This is a genomic window from Buchnera aphidicola (Rhopalosiphum padi) (assembly GCF_005080845.1).
GTDB classification, from domain to species: Bacteria; Pseudomonadota; Gammaproteobacteria; order Enterobacterales; family Enterobacteriaceae; genus Buchnera; species Buchnera aphidicola_AO.
Genome location: NZ_CP034858.1, coordinates 36,002 through 53,958, shown reverse-complemented (window position 1 = coordinate 53,958; position 17,957 = coordinate 36,002). Strand labels below are relative to the sequence as shown.

The 17,957-nt window shown below is 28.1% G+C and carries 13 protein-coding genes and 4 tRNA genes; 15 read left to right on the top strand and 2 right to left on the bottom strand.

What is annotated here, in order from left to right:
- Nucleotide 1: 1 nt before the first annotated feature.
- On the bottom strand, nucleotides 2-1,006 hold the full coding sequence (gene argC / locus D9V76_RS00255; RefSeq protein WP_158336851.1) for an N-acetyl-gamma-glutamyl-phosphate reductase: 1,005 nt from the start codon (nucleotides 1,004-1,006) through the stop codon (nucleotides 2-4).
- Between the two features lie 175 nt (nucleotides 1,007-1,181).
- Between argC and argE the strand changes: the two genes are divergently transcribed.
- The gene (argE, locus tag D9V76_RS00250) at nucleotides 1,182-2,327 is read left to right on the top strand and encodes an acetylornithine deacetylase (protein WP_158336850.1); all 1,146 of its coding nucleotides are present in this window, start codon (nucleotides 1,182-1,184) and stop codon (nucleotides 2,325-2,327) included.
- A 13-nt stretch (nucleotides 2,328-2,340) separates the two neighbouring features.
- Here argE and metF read toward each other — a convergent pair whose 3' ends face one another.
- Nucleotides 2,341-3,225, bottom strand: coding sequence for a methylenetetrahydrofolate reductase (metF, locus tag D9V76_RS00245; protein WP_158336849.1), 885 nt, complete (start codon nucleotides 3,223-3,225; stop codon nucleotides 2,341-2,343).
- Nucleotides 3,226-3,424: 199 nt separating this feature from the next.
- Here metF and murB point away from each other — a divergent pair, with 199 nt between their 5' ends.
- From murB to D9V76_RS00175, 14 genes are all read left to right on the top strand, one after another.
- A complete protein-coding gene (murB, locus tag D9V76_RS00240) occupies nucleotides 3,425-4,405 on the top strand; it encodes a UDP-N-acetylmuramate dehydrogenase (protein WP_158336848.1) in 981 nt (326 codons plus the stop codon).
- Nucleotides 4,406-4,517: 112 nt separating this feature from the next.
- Nucleotides 4,518-4,590: transfer RNA gene (locus D9V76_RS00235), tRNA-Thr, on the top strand.
- 17 nt (nucleotides 4,591-4,607) lie between these two features.
- Nucleotides 4,608-4,689: transfer RNA gene (locus D9V76_RS00230), tRNA-Tyr, on the top strand.
- 8 nt (nucleotides 4,690-4,697) lie between these two features.
- Nucleotides 4,698-4,769 (top strand) — tRNA-Gly (locus tag D9V76_RS00225).
- 34 nt (nucleotides 4,770-4,803) lie between these two features.
- Nucleotides 4,804-4,876, top strand: a tRNA-Thr gene (locus D9V76_RS00220).
- A gap of 382 nt (nucleotides 4,877-5,258) precedes the next feature.
- The gene (gene secE / locus D9V76_RS00215) at nucleotides 5,259-5,642 is read left to right on the top strand and encodes a preprotein translocase subunit SecE (RefSeq protein WP_158336847.1); all 384 of its coding nucleotides are present in this window, start codon (nucleotides 5,259-5,261) and stop codon (nucleotides 5,640-5,642) included.
- A gap of 4 nt (nucleotides 5,643-5,646) precedes the next feature.
- Complete coding sequence (nusG, locus tag D9V76_RS00210; protein WP_158336846.1) at nucleotides 5,647-6,192, top strand: transcription termination/antitermination protein NusG; 546 nt, start codon at nucleotides 5,647-5,649, stop codon at nucleotides 6,190-6,192.
- A 29-nt stretch (nucleotides 6,193-6,221) separates the two neighbouring features.
- On the top strand, nucleotides 6,222-6,650 hold the full coding sequence (gene rplK / locus D9V76_RS00205; RefSeq protein WP_158336845.1) for a 50S ribosomal protein L11: 429 nt from the start codon (nucleotides 6,222-6,224) through the stop codon (nucleotides 6,648-6,650).
- Between the two features lies 1 nt (nucleotide 6,651).
- Nucleotides 6,652-7,347: a 50S ribosomal protein L1 gene (rplA, locus tag D9V76_RS00200; RefSeq protein WP_158336844.1), complete on the top strand. Its 696-nt coding sequence runs from the start codon at nucleotides 6,652-6,654 to the stop codon at nucleotides 7,345-7,347.
- A gap of 248 nt (nucleotides 7,348-7,595) precedes the next feature.
- Nucleotides 7,596-8,093, top strand: coding sequence for a 50S ribosomal protein L10 (gene rplJ / locus D9V76_RS00195; protein WP_158336843.1), 498 nt, complete (start codon nucleotides 7,596-7,598; stop codon nucleotides 8,091-8,093).
- A gap of 70 nt (nucleotides 8,094-8,163) precedes the next feature.
- Nucleotides 8,164-8,532 (top strand): 50S ribosomal protein L7/L12, encoded by a 369-nt coding sequence (rplL, locus tag D9V76_RS00190; RefSeq protein WP_158336842.1) that lies wholly within the window; start codon nucleotides 8,164-8,166, stop codon nucleotides 8,530-8,532.
- Nucleotides 8,533-8,754: 222 nt separating this feature from the next.
- Nucleotides 8,755-12,783 carry a DNA-directed RNA polymerase subunit beta gene (rpoB, locus tag D9V76_RS00185; protein ID WP_158336841.1) on the top strand — a complete coding sequence of 1,343 codons (4,029 nt, stop codon included), beginning with the start codon at nucleotides 8,755-8,757 and terminating at the stop codon, nucleotides 12,781-12,783.
- 73 nt (nucleotides 12,784-12,856) lie between these two features.
- Complete coding sequence (gene rpoC, locus D9V76_RS00180; protein ID WP_158336840.1) at nucleotides 12,857-17,107, top strand: DNA-directed RNA polymerase subunit beta'; 4,251 nt, start codon at nucleotides 12,857-12,859, stop codon at nucleotides 17,105-17,107.
- 477 nt (nucleotides 17,108-17,584) lie between these two features.
- Nucleotides 17,585-17,857 carry an HU family DNA-binding protein gene (locus D9V76_RS00175; protein ID WP_158336839.1) on the top strand — a complete coding sequence of 91 codons (273 nt, stop codon included), beginning with the start codon at nucleotides 17,585-17,587 and terminating at the stop codon, nucleotides 17,855-17,857.
- Nucleotides 17,858-17,957 lie beyond the last annotated feature (100 nt).

The following is a 17,957-nucleotide window of genomic DNA, read 5'->3' as shown; positions in this document are numbered from 1 at the left end:
TTTAAATAATTGATTCAATTTCGGAAAATCCAAAACGAATATTAAAACATTGTACAGCTTGTGCAGCTGCACCTTTCAATAAATTGTCTTCAGCAGCTATAATAACAATATATTTATCTTTAACTATAAATCCAATATCACAAAAAGGTAACTTTACCACAGCTTTAATACTAGGAAAGTTTTTTTGATATATTCTAATCAATGGTTTTTCTTTATAAACTGAATTATATAAATTATAAATATCCTGTAATCTAAAATTAGATTTTAACTGACATGTAATAGTAGCAATAATTCCACGTGAGAAAGAACCTAAATTTGGAATAAAAATTACTGGAATTCCCAAATGCTCTATAATTTCAGGAGTATGACGATGAGTGAAAATATTATATGGATGCAAACTAACTTCACAAAAACTATTAGTAATATTAGCTTTTCTACCGGCTCCGCTGACACCACTTACAGCATTAATAATAGGAATAAATTTTTTATCTAAAAAATTTGATTTTACAAGAGGTTTTAAAGCTAATTGTATACACGTTGCATAACAACCTGGTACAGCAATTAATTGAGCTTTCTTGATTTCTTTCTGATTCCATTCAGCTAATCCATAGACAGATTTTTTTAAAATATCTTCATGTTTATGAGAAAATTTATAATACTTTATATAAGTATCAATATTTTTAACTCTATAAGCACCAGATAAATCAAAAACAACACAATTAAGAGATAAAAAAAAAGGCACGAGAGAATGACTAACATAATGATCTGTAGCTAAAAAAACAGCATCAATATCTTTATCAATTAAAGTAGAACGGTTAATTGCTTCAAATGGTAAATCTATAATATTTGTAAATTGTTGATGCAATTCTGAAAACAACTTACCTATACTTGAACTATTTTCTGAAACAAAAATTTTTTTAATTTTAGCAAACATATGACGGTTAATATAATTAACTAATTCTGCACCAGCATATCCACTAGCACCAACAATTAACACATTCAACATAAATGAATAAACCTTAAAAATAAAAAAGTATCAAAAAAAAATGAATTCATTAAATTTTTAAAAAAATACATTTTATTAATTACTAAATTTTATTGATATTTTTTGTTTTATAAATAATTAAAATAAATTATAATTATAAAAAATATTAATAAATTACCTAAAAAAAATCACTTAAATGATAAGAAAAATACCTTCTTTTATTGAAATATATGAATCATTAATTAAAATACCTACTATTAGTAGTCAAAAAAAAACACTTGATCAAAGTAATAAAATTTTAATTGATCTATTATCTAATTATTTTTCTGAATTAAAATTTTCAATAAAAATACAAAACATTCCGAATACAAATAAATTTAATATGTTAGCCTCCATTGGTAATGGAACAGGAGGTCTTTTACTTTCTGGACATACAGATACTGTTGACTTTGATGAACATTCATGGACAAAAGATCCTTTTAAACTAACTAAGCAAAAAAACAAATTATATGGATTAGGCACAGTAGATATGAAAGGTTTTTTTGCTTTTATACTTGATGTTTTATGCTCGATAAATATAAAAAAAATTAAAAAACCAATTTACATTCTTGCAACTGCAAACGAAGAAACTGATATGTCAGGAGCTAGATATTTTATTAAATCTACCAGTATAAAACCAGATTGCGTTATAATTGGAGAACCGACATCTTTACAGTTAGTAAAAGCACATAAGGGACATATCTCTTATTCTATTAATGTTATTGGTAATACTGGTCATTCTAGCAATCCTTCTAATGGTGTTAACAGTATTGAAATCATGCATTTCATTATAAAAAAACTACTTCAATTAAAAACATATTTAAGAAAAAAATATTGTCATAAAGAATTTTCTATTGCGTATCCTACTATGAATTTTTCTTCTATAAATGGAGGTAATGCAATTAATCGAATTTGTGCATTATGTAATTTAAAATTTGAAATACGACCTATACCGGGATTGACTTTAACACAAATTGAAATTTTAGTTCAAGAAATGTTACAAGTAACTTTTAAAAAATGGCCGAATCGTATTTTTTTAAAAAACCTTTTTTTTTCTGTACCTCCATATGAATTTCCTAAAGAAAGCAAAATCGTCAAAAAAATAGAAAGTTCGTGTAACTTAATTCCAATAACAGCTAATTATTGTACTGAAGCACCTTTTCTTAAAAAAATTGCACCAACTTTAATATTAGGACCAGGCTCTATTGAACAAGCACATCATGCAGATGAATATTTAGACTGTTCTTTTATCGAACCTACTAAAAAAATTATAAAAAAATTAATAATAAAATTCTGTTATTAAAAAAATGATTTTTTTAGTTTTGAAAACCAAACATATGACATATAGAATATATTACGTCTGCTTGATTTAAAGTATAAAAATGAAAATTCTTCACTCCTTCATAAGATAAATTTTTTACCATATCTATAACTATGTTTGCACCTATAATTTTCTGAGTCACTAAATCTTTATCTAATCCGTTAAACATTTCAAACATCCATTTAGGAATACTTACATTAGTCATACTAGAAAATTTTTTGAGTTGTGCAAAATTATAAATTGGTAATATACCAGGTATAATTTCAATATTTATATTATTTTTTATACAATTATCGCGAAAACGTAAATAGCTTTCAATATTAAAAAAGAACTGAGTAATAGCTCTATTTGCACCAGCATCAACTTTCTTTTTTAAATTTAAAATATCAGATTGAGCGTTTTTTGCTTCTGGATGTATTTCTGGATAAGCAGCGACAGAAATATCAAAATCAGCAATTTTCTTTAACAATAAAACTAAATCTAAAGCATATATTTTATGTTGATATGATTTTTTTAGTGCATCTCCCCTTAGAGCAACTATACTTCTGATACCATTTTTCCAATAAAATTTTGCTATTTCTTTTAGTTCACTTAACGTAGCGTCGACACAAGTAAGATGAGGAGCTGTCGTAATACCGGTTTGTTCATGTATTGTTTTTACAATATTATAAGTTTTTTCTCGTTCTCCACTATTCGCCCCATAAGTGACAGAAAAAAAAATTGGTTTCAATTGACTTAATTTTAAAACTGAAGAGAATAACTTTTTTTCTGCATCTAAACTTTTAGGAGGAAAAAATTCAAAAGAACATTGAATGGTATCATTTAAATTTTCTAATTTTTTCTTAATTATATCTCGATGATATTGGTTTAAAAAATTCATTATTGAAAGTTCCATTAAAATTTGATATGTAAAACTGAATGTTTTTGATATATTATACATCAAATTTATATTAACTTTTTTAGATTTTAAAAAATTAAACTTTATTTAAAAATTAAAAAAACAACTACGTTAGTATTTAAAATTTTATGTATAAAAAAAAAAACTTTCTCGATCTTTAAAAGATTTAAACACATTTTCAATAGATGTTACAGCAAAAAAAATTGTTTTTGTTAAGACAATTCAATCATTAATTAACATATGGAAAATATGTAAATTATCTAATCTTCCTTATATAATTTTAGGTGAAGGTAGCAATGTACTTTTTTTAGAAAACTATGAAGGAATAGTTATTGTTAACCGAATAAAAGGAATAAAAATCCAAGAAAGACAAAATATTTGGTTATTACACGTTTTTTCAGGAGAAAAATGGCATGATTTAGTTAAATATACATTACGAATGGGTCTCTTCGGATTAGAAAATTTAGCTTTAGTTCCTGGTTCAGTAGGATCGGCAGCTATTCAAAATATTGGTGCTTATGGTTTAGAATTAAAAAATATATGTGAATACGTAGATATTATTTCTCTAGACAATGGTAAAATAATTAGATTTAAAAAAAACTTATGTAATTTTTCTTATCGAAGTAGTATTTTTAAAAAGAAATATAATTATGGATACGCAATTATTGCAGTCGGTATAAAAATACAGAAAAATTGGAAACCTATTATTTTCCCATCACTTTTAAAAAGTAAAAAATTATTGAAAATAAGTGCTTATAAAATATTTAATATAGTATGTCAAATAAGAAAAAAAAAATTACCTAATCCTAAAAAATTAGGCAATGCAGGAAGTTTTTTTAAAAATCCTATTATTACATTTAAAAAAGCAGAAAAAATTTTATCTTCATACATTAATGTACCACATTATATTCAATACAACGGTTTCATAAAAATTTCTGCTGCTTGGTTAATTGAAAAATATAATTTTAAAAACATTCAAATTGGCAATGCAGCAATTTATAAAAAACAAAAACTTATATTAATTAATCTAAAAAACGCAAATTCAAAAGAAATTTTGAAATTAGCGAAAACAATACAAAAATGTATTTTAAAAAAATTCGAGATATACCTAGAACCTGAAGTAGATTTTATTAATTCTTCAGGAAAAATAAAATTATTATAAAATATTTACTTAGAAAATTATTTTTTAAAAAAACTTGCAATAAAAATGAAAAATTATATAATATAAAAAGTAAAATTTATTTAAATATTTTACTTCAATAAAATAACAAAAAGCCGGCTTAGCTCAGCAGGTAGAGCAACTGACTTGTAATCAGTAGGTCACCAGTTCGATTCCGGTAGCCGGCATAATTAAATTTAAACAAGGTGGGATTCCCGAGCGGCCAAAGGGAGCAGACTGTAAATCTGCCGTCTAAGACTTCGAAGGTTCGAATCCTTCTCCCACCAAAAAAAATGCGGACATCGTATAATGGCTATTACCTCAGCCTTCCAAGCTGATGATGCGGGTTCAATTCCCGCTGCCCGCTTAAAAAAGTATTAAAAAAAAGTATTATAAAACTTGCTGATATGGCTCAGTAGGTAGAGCACACCCTTGGTAAGGGTGAGGTCCCCAGTTCAAATCTGGGTATCAGCATAGAATTTTTTATTTTTTTCAAAAATATAATATCATCTAGTAAATTTTATTCATTTTTTTAAAAATTTTCAAAAAAAATGATTATTTTTAAATCATTAAACCAAAAAAAATCTCACCTATAATATTTTAAGATTTTCTATATTTCTAAATTCACTTATACTAAAAAATCTCTATTACTAGATAGCTGATAGTTTTTTTTTAAATTAAATATATAATAATAAAATTAAATATATAATAATATGTAAAATATAAAATAATACATACTAAATACTATCTATATGATACAAATAAAATAAATATTTTTTAAAACATATTAAAAATCTAAAAAAAGTTAACATATTTTTTCTATATTATTTTATTTTTATAATTTTTAAGAGAAACTATGAAAATTCGCATTCCTAATCAAAAAAAAACCAAAAATTTAGAAAAAATAAAGTGGTTTTTTATAATTTTAATTCTTATTACATCGTTTTTTATCCATATTTTTTTTGATAAAATAGGATTTTTTACTCGTACATCTATAATTACTTTATTAGTTGGTTTTGCAATTGGCATAGCAATATATACAAAAAGAGTAAAAGATATTTTTTTATATATTAATGCATCAAAAAATGAAATGAAAAAAATAATTTGGCCTCAATACAAAGAAACTTTATATACCACATTTATTATTATTTCTGTAACAATAGTCATATCTCTGTTTCTATGGGGCCTGGATAGTATTATATTTCGTTTAATAGCATTTATTATTAGTTTAAGGTTTTAAAAAAATGCACCAGAATTTAAAAAAAAAATGGTATGTATTACAAGCTTTTTCTGGTTTTGAAGGTAGAGTGGCACAATCAATAAAAGAGCATGTTAAATTAAATAAAATGGATGATTTCTTCGGAGAAGTTATGATTCCTTCAGAAGAAGTAATTGAAATCCGAGGTGGACAACGTAGAAAAAGCGAATACAAATTTTTTCCAGGATATGTTTTAATTCACATGATTATGACAGATTCCACTTGGCATTTGATAAGAAATGTTCCTAGAGTATTAGGATTTATAGGAGGAAAATCAGATAAACCATCACCAATTAGTGATAAGGAAGTGGAAATTATTGTTAATAGATTACGTCAAATTGGAGATAAACCAAGACCAAAAACTTTATTTGAACCAGGGGAAATGATTCGTGTTAATGATGGTCCATTTGCAGATTTTAATGGCGTTGTAGAAGAAGTAGATTATGAAAAAAGCAGATTAAAAGTATCTGTTTCTATTTTTGGTAGAGCAACTCCTGTAGAGTTAGATTTTAGACAAGTTGAAAAAAATTAATATTTTTTATTTTAAAGAGAAATTTAAAAATGGCAAAAAAAATACAATCTTATATAAAACTTCAAATTGCTGCAGGAATGGCTAATCCTAGTCCACCAATAGGACCTGCATTAGGACAAAAAGGAGTAAATATTATGGAATTTTGTAAATTATTTAATACAAAAACAGAAAATATAGAAAAAGGTTTACCGATACCAGTAATTATCACTGTATATTCTGATCGTTCATTTACGTTTGTTACAAAAACACCTCCAGCTTCTGTTTTGTTAAAAAAAGCAGCTGGAATAAAATCAGGTTCCAGCAAACCAAAAATAGAAAAAACAGGAAAAATAACAAAATTACAAATTAAAGAAATAGCAAAAACAAAAAAAAATGATATGACTGGTTCAAATATTCAAAGTATGATGCGATCTATTGAAGGAACAGCTAAATCTATGGGTTTAATTATTGAGGACTAAAATGAAGAAAATTAATAAACGCATGAAGAAAATTAAAAATGATATAAACTTTGAAAAACTATATTGTATTGATGAATTGATACAATTACTAAAAAAATCATCAAATGTAAATTTTACTGAAAGTATTGACGTTGCTATTAATTTAGGAATTAATCCAAAAAAATCAGATCAAAACATTCGGGGTTCAACAATATTACCACATGGAATAGGACGTTGCGTTAAAGTGGCTGTGTTCACTCAAGGCGATAATATTAAAATAGCAAAAAAAGCAGGTGCAGAATTTGTAGGAATGGAAGATTTAGCTGAAAAAATAAAAAAAGAAGGTATTAAATTCCATACAGCTATTGCCTCTCCAGATGCTATGAAAATTGTTACTCAATTAGGACATATATTAGGGCCTCGAGGTTTAATGCCTAATCCAAAATTAGGTACTGTAACAACAAATATTGAAGAAGCCATTAAAAATGCTAAAACAGGACAAGTTTGTTACCGAAATGATAAAAATGGAATTATTCATGCTACTATTGGACGAATAAACTTTGAAAAAAACAAAATAAAAGAAAATTTTAATATTTTTTTAGAATCTATAAAAAAAGCAAAACCACCTCAATCAAAGGGAATATACATAAAAAAAATAGTTTTATCAAACACTATGGGTATAGGATTAATTCTTGATCAATCTAGTTTATCTATTTAATTAAATCTTTTTTACTTTACGATAGAAAAAAATTTATCTATAATAATAGCCCCATTTTTTAAAAATTCCACAATTAATTTTAATTGAGCATTTTAAAACATCTAAATTTCAATATTATTATTTAATAAATTTTTAAAATCGTATTATACGATAATACTAAAAATTTTATTATTATTTAATAATAATTAACAAAAAGTTTAATAACTAAAAATCTTTTCTCTCCATCAAATTATAGGAGAATACGATAAATGGCTTTAAATCTTAGTAAAAAAAAAACAATCGTTTCCAAAATAAATCAAATTTCTAATTTAGCACTATCAGCAATAATCGCTAATTCTCAAGGTATATCTGTCAATAAAATCAATCAACTTCGAAAATCTGGCCGTGAAGTTGGCGTTGAAATGAGTATTGTTCGAAATACTCTTTTATCTTTAGCTATTGAAAATACTGCTTTTGAATGTTTAAAAAAAAAATTAAAAGGTTCTACTTTTATTGCTTATTCTACAAAACATCCAGGAAGCGGTGCAAGATTATTTAAAGAATTTGAAAAAAAAAATAAACAATTTAAAATTACAGGAGCTGTTTTTGAAGGTAAATTATTATCTGAATTAGAAATTAATCAACTTGCAGATATGCCTACTTATGAAGAAGCAATAAGAAAACTTTTACTAGTACTAAAAATATCAATTGCTGGTAAACTTATCTATACATTATCTGCTATAAAAGAGAAAAAAGAAACCTCTTAAAAAAGATTATTATTTTTGATGTATTATTAAACATCAAAAATAATTCTATTTGTCATTGGGAATGATTGCTATGTCTATTACTAAAGAACAAATTTTAGAAGCCGTGTCAGAAATGTCTGTTATGAACGTTGTAGAGCTTATTTCCGCGATGGAAAAAAAATTTGGAGTCTCTGCAAACATGTCTATAAATGCTAACAACAATAATGAAAAAAGCACCGTCGAAGAAAAAACGGAATTTGATGTTTTTCTAAAAGCTATTGGTCCCAATAAGGTGTCAGTAATAAAAAGTGTCCGTAGTGCAACTGGTTTAGGATTAAAAGAAGCTAAAGATTTAGTAGAATCTGCACCAACAGCATTAAAAGAAAACATGAGTAAAAATGACGCAGAATCTCTTAAAAAAATTTTAGAAGATGCTGGAGCTGAAATCGAAATTAAATAAATATATTATATATTTTTTTAGTTAACCTTCATATATGGCTGGTGTTTTTAATTCACCAGCCGTTTTGATATGAATAGTGTTTTGATAATTTTAAGTAAAATTTTTAATTTTAAAAAACAAAAAAAATTGTAAAAATAATCTATTAAAAATAAAAACTGTCTCTCCTTCAGACAGAAAGACAATTTTAGTCTTAATTTATCTGTCAGCGAGCTTAGGAACCCCATGGTTTACTCTTATACCGAAAAAAAACGCATTCGTAAAGATTTTGGAAAACGTCCGCAAGTTTTGGATATACCATATCTTCTTTCGATTCAACTCGACTCCTTTAAAAAATTTATAAAAATAGATCCAGAAGGTCAGCATGGATTAGAAGCGGCTTTCCGTTCTGTATTTCCTATATGTGGTTATAATGGAAATTCTGAACTTCAATATGTGAATTATCGTTTAGGTGATGCAATATTTGATGTTAAAGAATGTCAGATACGAGGTGCTACTTATTCAGCACCTTTAAGAGTAAGATTACGTCTTGTTATCTATGAACGTGATGTTCTAGAACCGACTGTTAAAGATATTAAAGAACAAGAAGTATATATGGGTGAAATACCATTAATGACTAATAATGGAACTTTTATAATCAATGGTACAGAAAGAGTCGTTGTATCTCAATTACATCGCAGTCCTGGAGTATTTTTTGATAGCGATAAGGGAAAAACACACTCTTCAGGAAAAGTTTTATATAACGCACGTATTATTCCTTATCGAGGATCTTGGTTGGATTTTGAATTTGATCCAAAAGATAATTTATTCGTAAGAATTGATAGACGAAGAAAACTACCAGTAACTATTATTCTACGAGCACTTAACTATAATACAGAAGAAATATTAAATTTATTTTTTGAAAAAAATATTTTTAATATAAATAATAATAAAATTCAACTAGAACTAGTTTCTGAAAGACTTCGTGGTGAAACAGCATCTTTTGATATTAAAAAAAATGGAAAAATATACGTAAAAAAAGGTCGTCGTATTACCGCAAGACATATTCAAGAATTAAAAAAAAATAAAATAAGTTCTATTACTGTGCCAGTAGAATATATTTTAGGAAGAATAGTATCTAAAAATTATTCAGATCCTAAAACAGGTGAAATAATTATTTCAGCTAATACAGAATTATCTCTAGAGACATTAACAAAATTAAAAAAATCTCATTTTTTTTCTATTGAAACACTTTTCACTAACGATTTAGATCATGGTCCCTATATTTCTGAAACATTACGTATTGATTCTTCTAACGATCGAATGAGTGCATTAATGGAAATTTATCGAGTTATGAGACCTGGAGAACCTCTGACCAAAGAAGCAACAGAAAATTTATTTGAAAATTTATTTTTTTCGGAAGATAGATACGATCTTTCTTCAGTAGGTCGAATGAAATTTAATCGTTCTCTACTACGTAGAGAAATTGAAGGGGAAGGTACCTTAAATAAAGAAGATATTATAGATGTAATAAAAAAATTAATTGATATTAGAAATGGAAAAGGAGAAGTAGACGATATCGATCACTTAGGGAACAGACGAATTAGATCAGTAGGGGAAATGGCAGAGAATCAATTTAGAATTGGGTTAGTAAGAGTAGAAAGAGCAGTTAAAGAACGATTATCTGTAGGTGATTTAGATACTCTAATGCCACAAGATATGATTAATGCAAAACCAATATCTGCTGCTGTTAAAGAATTTTTTGGTTCTAGCCAATTATCTCAATTTATGGATCAAAATAATCCATTATCAGAAATTACACATAAAAGAAGAATTTCAGCATTAGGACTTGGTGGTTTAACTAGAGAAAGAGCAGGATTTGAAGTTAGAGACGTTCATCCCACTCATTACGGACGAGTATGTCCTATAGAAACACCAGAAGGACCAAACATTGGATTAATAAATTCTTTATCAGTATATGCTCGAACAAACTCATATGGATTTTTAGAAACACCTTATCGGAAAGTGCAAAATCGTTTAATTACTAATGAAATTCACTATTTGTCTGCAATAGAAGAAGGAAATTATATTATTGCACAAGCTAATACTAATATAGATAAAAATAGTTATTTTATTGATGATTTAGTCACCTGTAGACATAAAGGTGAATCTAGTTTATTTAATTCTAATCAAGTTGACTATATGGATGTTTCTACTCAACAAATTGTATCTGTCGGAGCCTCTTTAATTCCCTTTCTTGAACATGATGATGCAAATAGAGCATTGATGGGTGCAAATATGCAACGTCAAGCCGTTCCTACTCTAAAAACTGATAAGCCTTTAGTAGGAACTGGAATGGAAAGAGCAGTGGCTGTTGATTCAGGGGTGACAGTAGTAGCAAAAAGAGGAGGTACTATTCAGTATGTAGATGCTTCTCGTATAATTATCAAAGTAAATGAAAAAGAAACATACATAGGAGAAGCTGGAATAGATATTTACAACTTAACTAAATATACTCGCTCTAATCAAAATACTTGTATCAATCAAAAACCATGTGTGAAATTAAGAGAAAAAATTAATAAAGGTGATGTTTTAGCAGATGGACCGTCAACTGATTTAGGTGAATTAGCATTAGGACAAAATATGAGAGTCGCTTTTATGCCATGGAATGGATATAATTTTGAAGATTCTATATTAGTCTCAGAAAAAGTTGTACAAGAAGATCGATTTACAACAATTCATATCCAAGAATTATCCTGTATATCTAGAGACACTAAATTAGGACCAGAAGAAATTAGTTCCGATATACCAAATGTAGGAGAAGCAGCACTATCTAAATTAGATGAATCAGGAATAGTTTATATCGGAGCTGAAGTTACTGGAGGGGATATATTAGTAGGAAAAGTAACTCCTAAGGGAGAAACACAACTGACACCAGAAGAAAAACTATTGCGTGCAATTTTTGGTGAAAAAGCTTCAGATGTAAAAGATTCTTCATTAAGGGTTCCTAATGGAGTATCTGGAACAGTAATTGATGTACAGGTTTTTACTAGAGATGGTGTAAAAAAAGATAAAAGAGCTCTCGAAATCGAAAATATGCAACTTAAAAAAGCAAAAAAAGATCTGACAGAAGAATTTAAAATATTTGAACTAAGTTTGTTTTCAAGAATTAAAAAAACTCTTATTGCTTTTAATATTGGAGAAGATTATTTAAACAAATTACCTTACGAAAAATGGTTCAAAATAGATATTAAAGATCAAAACAAAAAAAAAGAAATAGAAAAACTTTTACACCAACATAACGAATTAAAAAAAGAATTTGAAAAAAAAATAGAAATAAAACGCCGTAAAATCACACAAGGAGATGATCTTGCACCAGGAGTGTTAAAAATAGTTAAAGTATATTTGGCTGTAAAGCGCCAAATACAACCTGGTGATAAAATGGCAGGACGACATGGAAACAAAGGGGTAATTTCAAAAATTAATCCTGTTGAAGATATGCCGTATGACGAAAACGGCATGCCAGTAGATATTGTTTTAAACCCTTTAGGAGTTCCATCTCGTATGAATATTGGACAAATATTAGAAACACATTTAGGCATGGCAGCAAAGGGTATTGGTGATAAAATCAATAATATGCTCAAACAACAAGAAAAAGTTGCTAATTTAAGAAAATTTATTCAAAAAGCTTTTGATTTAGGAGACAATCTAAGACAAAAAGTTAATTTAGATGATTTTTCAAACGAAGAAATATTAGATTTGGCAAAAAATTTAAAAAAAGGAATGCCTATTTCAACTCCGGTATTTGATGGAGCGCAAGAAAATGAAATTAAACAAATGTTAAAGTTTTCTAATTTACCTACTTCTGGTCAAATCGCGCTTTTTGACGGAAGAACTGGAGAAAAATTTGAAAGACCCGTCACTGTTGGTTACATGTACATGCTAAAACTAAATCACTTAGTAGATGATAAAATGCACGCGCGTTCTACTGGTTCTTATAGTTTAGTTACTCAACAGCCATTGGGAGGAAAAGCTCAATTCGGTGGACAACGTTTTGGTGAAATGGAAGTTTGGGCATTAGAAGCATATGGTGCTTCTTATACGTTACAAGAAATGCTAACTGTAAAATCTGACGACGTTAACGGAAGAACTAAAATGTATAAAAATATTGTAGATGGTAATCATCAAATGGAACCAGGAATGCCAGAATCATTTAATGTATTACTAAAAGAAATTCGTTCATTAGGCATTAACATTGAATTAGAAAATGAATAAAATTTAAAATAATCTAAAATAAAAATTATAGATTTACCACCTTCAAAAGTTTCACTCCAACGAGAGCTCATGCGTGAAAGATTTACTAAAATTTTTAAAAGCCCAAACTAAAACTGAGGATTTTGATGCTATTAAAATTTCACTAGCATCACCTGATATGATTAGATCCTGGTCATTTGGTGAAGTTAAAAAACCAGAAACTATTAACTATCGTACATTTAAACCTGAACGAGATGGACTATTTTGTGCACGTATTTTCGGTCCAGTGAAAGATTATGAATGTTTATGCGGAAAATACAAAAGATTAAAACATCGAGGTGTAATTTGTGAAAAATGTGGTGTTGAAGTTACACAAAGTAAAGTTAGACGTGAACGAATGGGTCATATAGAACTTTCTTCTCCTACAGCTCATATTTGGTTTTTAAAATCATTACCATCACGTATCGGCTTATTATTAGATATGCCTTTAAGAGATATTGAAAGAGTACTCTATTTTGAATCTTATGTTGTTGTTGAAACAGGTATGACAAATCTTGAAAAACGTCAAATTTTAACTGAAGAACAATATCTAGACGCATTAGAAGAATTTGGAGATGAATTTCATGCAACTATGGGAGCAGAAGCAATTCAATTTTTACTAAAAGATATAAATTTAGTAAAAGAATGTGAAAACTTAAGAACAGAACTAAATGATACTAACTCTGAAACAAAGCGAAAAAAATTAACTAAAAGAATTAAATTATTAGAATCTTTTGTACAATCTCACAACAAACCAGAATGGATGATTCTAACTGTTTTACCAGTATTACCACCAGATCTAAGACCATTAGTACCATTAGATGGAGGAAGATTTGCAACATCTGATTTAAACGATTTATATCGTCGAGTTATTAACAGAAATAATAGACTAAAAAGATTATTAGATTTAGCAGCACCTGATATCATTGTTCGAAATGAAAAAAGAATGTTGCAAGAAGCAATAGATGCATTGCTAGACAATGGAAGAAGAGGAAGAGCTATTACTGGTTCAAATAAAAGACCTCTAAAATCATTAGCAGATATGATTAAAGGAAAACAAGGTAGATTTCGACAAAATCTTCTAGGAAAACGTGTTGATTATTCAGGAAGATCGGTTATTACTGTAGGACCCTATCTTCGTTTACATCAATGTGGTTTACCTAAAAAAATGGCGTTAGAACTTTTTAAACCATTTATATATGGAAAGTTAGAAGTACGTGGACTAGCAACTACTATCAAAGCCGCAAAAAAAATGGTTGAGAGAGAAGAATCAATAGTATGGGATATACTAGACGAAGTTATTCGAGAGCATCCTGTTCTTTTGAACCGCGCTCCTACGTTACATAGATTAGGAATACAAGCATTCGAACCAGTTTTGATAGAGGGAAAAGCTATTCAATTACATCCATTAGTTTGTGCTGCTTATAACGCTGATTTTGATGGAGATCAGATGGCTGTTCACGTTCCATTAACTCTAGAAGCTCAATTAGAAGCTAGAGCTTTAATGATGTCTACAAACAATATACTTTCTCCAGCTAATGGAGAACCAATTATCGTACCATCTCAAGATGTAGTCTTAGGACTTTATTATATGACTCGTGAAAAAATAAACGGGAAAGGAGAAGGAATGTTTTTAAACGGTTCTAATGAAGCAGAAAAAGTATATCGTTTGGGAATTGCAGAACTACATTCTCTAGTTAAGGTACGTATAATAGAACATAAAAAAAACAAAGATCAAAGTTTTACTCCCATAAAAAAAATAATCAATACTACCATAGGACGAGCTATTTTATGGATGATTGTTCCAAAAGGACTTCCATTTAGTATTGTTAATCAGATTTTAGGGAAAAAAGATATTTCTAAAATGTTGAACACTTGTTATCGTATTTTAGGTTTAAAACCTACTGTCGCTTTTGCTGATCAAATTATGTACACAGGTTTTGCTTATGCAGCAAGATCTGGAGCTTCAGTTGGTATTGATGACATGGTTATACCTGAAAAAAAATCAAATATTATTCATGAAGCGGAAATTGAAGTGGCTGAAATACAAGAACAATTTCAATCTGGACTAGTTACAGCAGGTGAAAGATATAATAAAGTTATTGATATTTGGGCAGCAGCTAATGAAAGAGTAGCTAAAGCAATGATGGAAAACTTATCTACAGAATCTGTTTTGAATAAAAAAGGAGAGAAACAAAGACAGATCTCTTTTAATAGTATATTTATGATGGCTGATTCAGGAGCTAGAGGTTCTGCGGCACAAATTCGTCAATTAGCAGGAATGCGAGGTTTAATGGCAAAACCAGATGGATCAATCATTGAAACACCTATAACAGCTAATTTTAGAGAAGGTTTAAATGTATTACAATACTTTATTTCAACTCATGGAGCGCGAAAAGGTTTAGCTGATACAGCATTAAAAACAGCTAATTCTGGTTATTTAACCCGTCGTTTAGTAGATGTTGCACAAGATTTAGTTGTAACACAAAATGATTGTGGAACTCATAAAGGAATTTTAATGACTCCTTTAATAGAAGGAGGAGATGTAAAAGAACCATTACGTGAACGTGTTTTAGGACGTGTTACAGCAGAAAAAATACTAATTCCTAATACAGAAAATATATTAATTGAAAGAAATACTTTATTAAACGAGCAATGGTGTAATCTTTTAGAAAAAAATTCTATAGATACTGTAAAAGTAAGATCAGTGGTAAATTGTGAAACTGATTTTGGTGTTTGCGCTTACTGTTATGGTCGTGATTTAGCACGAGGTAATTTAGTTAATAAGGGAGAAGCAATAGGAGTGATTGCTGCACAATCTATAGGAGAACCAGGTACACAATTAACTATGCGAACTTTCCATATTGGTGGTGCCGCATCAAGGGCAGCTACTGAATCTAGTATTCAAATAAAAAATAAAGGTATCATTAATCTTAACAATGCAAAATCTGTTACTAATTCTTCAGGTAAAATAGTTATAACTTCAAGAAATGTAGAACTTAATATAATTGACAATTTTAGAAGAACAAAAGAAAGTTATAAAGTTCCTTATGGAGCAATTATGGCCAAAGGACACGGTGAACAAGTGAATTCCGGAGAAACAGTGGCAAAATGGGATCCACATACTATACCTGTTATTACCGAAGTTAATGGCTTTGTTCGATTTGTAGATATGATAGACGGTCAAAGTATTACAAGACAAGCTGATGAACTAACAGGATTATCTTCTATAGTTGTACTAGATACAGCAGAAAGAATGACAATTGGAAAAGACTTAAGACCTTCATTAAAAATTGTTGATTATCATGGAAACGATGTACTTATTTCAGGAACAGAAATGCCAGCACAGTATTTTTTACCCGGAAAAGCCATTGTTCAGCTTAATGACGGAGTACAAATTAGCTCTGGTGATACTTTAGCAAGAGTACCACAAGAATCAGGAGGTACTAAAGATATAACTGGTGGATTGCCAAGAGTTGCAGATTTATTTGAAGCTAGACGACCAAAAGAATTAGCAATTTTAGCCGAAATAAGTGGAATTATATCTTTTGGAAAAGAAACAAAGGGTAAAAGAAGATTGATTATTACTCCTGTAGACGGAAACGACGCGTATGAAGAAATGATTCCAAAATGGAGACAACTAAATGTTTTTGAAGGAGAAAGAGTAGAACGAGGTGATGTTATATCAGATGGACCAGAATCACCACACGATATTCTTCGCTTAAGAGGAGTACAAGCTGTAACTAAATATATCGTAAATGAAGTACAAGAAGTATATCGTTTACAAGGTGTCAAAATTAATGATAAACACATTGAAGTAATAATCAGACAAATGCTTCGAAAAGCCACTATAATTAAATCAGGAAGTTCAGAATTTTTAGATGGAGAACAAGTAGAATTCTCTCGAATAAAAATTTCAAATCGCATTTTAAATAAACAAAATAAAACATTAGCAACTTTTTCAAGAGATTTATTAGGAATTACTAAAGCATCTCTTGCTACTGAATCTTTCATATCTGCCGCTTCTTTTCAAGAAACAACTAGAGTTTTAACAGAATCTGCAGTTGCAGGAAAAAAAGATGAATTACGAGGATTAAAAGAAAACGTTATTGTTGGACGTTTAATACCTGCAGGTACTGGATATGCATATCATAAAGAACGTTTAAATCGTCGTCATACAATAAATACCAATCAAATAACACCTAATAATAACAATAGTTCTTCTTCTCAAGTTAGTGCAGAGGAAGCATCTGCAAGTTTATCAGAATTGTTAAATTCCACTCTTATACAAAATGATCATACATAAATAATTTTAAAATAATTATACTATGGCTGCTCTTAAAAGCAGCCAAAATATAAAAAAATAGCGTTCATTATGCTAAAAAAAATTTAAAAATTATAAATTTGATTTAATAAATAATTAAAAAAAGAAATTAAATGAGTCATTTATATTAAAAATAAACAACTTAATAAGTTTTATTAAAAATATTTCGATAAATAGACGATGTTAAAAACATATGTATACACTTTATTTATACTATCTTTTTACCTATTTTAGGATATATTATATATTTTAATTTTAAAAGTTAAATCTTTTTTTCAATCAATTTTTACAAATTTAATATTAATTAACTATTATTAAAAAAAAATAGAATTACGCATATTTATTATCTCATCTATAAAATATACAAAAATTTGTATTAAAAAACAATTTATTTTAAGTGTAAAAATAAATTATTTTTATTTAAATTAATTAATACTTTTTAAGTAAAAAGGGAAAATAATGAATAAAACTCAGTTAATTGACATTATTTCTAAGCAATCTAATTTATCTAAAATACAGGTTAAATCTACTTTAGAAACAATACTATCAGCTATCATTGAATCCTTAAAAAAAGGTGAATCAGTACAAATAGTAGGTTTTGGTACTTTCAAAGTAAATTTAAGAACATCTCGAACAGGAAGAAATCCTCAAACAGGAAAAGAAATAATTATTCCTGCAACAAAAGTTCCCAGTTTTATATCTGGAAAAACATTAAAAAACGCAATTAAGTAATGTATAGAATTACAGCATAAAAAAGGGGCATTATGCCCCTAATATTAAACTATCTTAAAAAAATAAAAATTTTTACATATAAAAAAACATTTAAATTTAT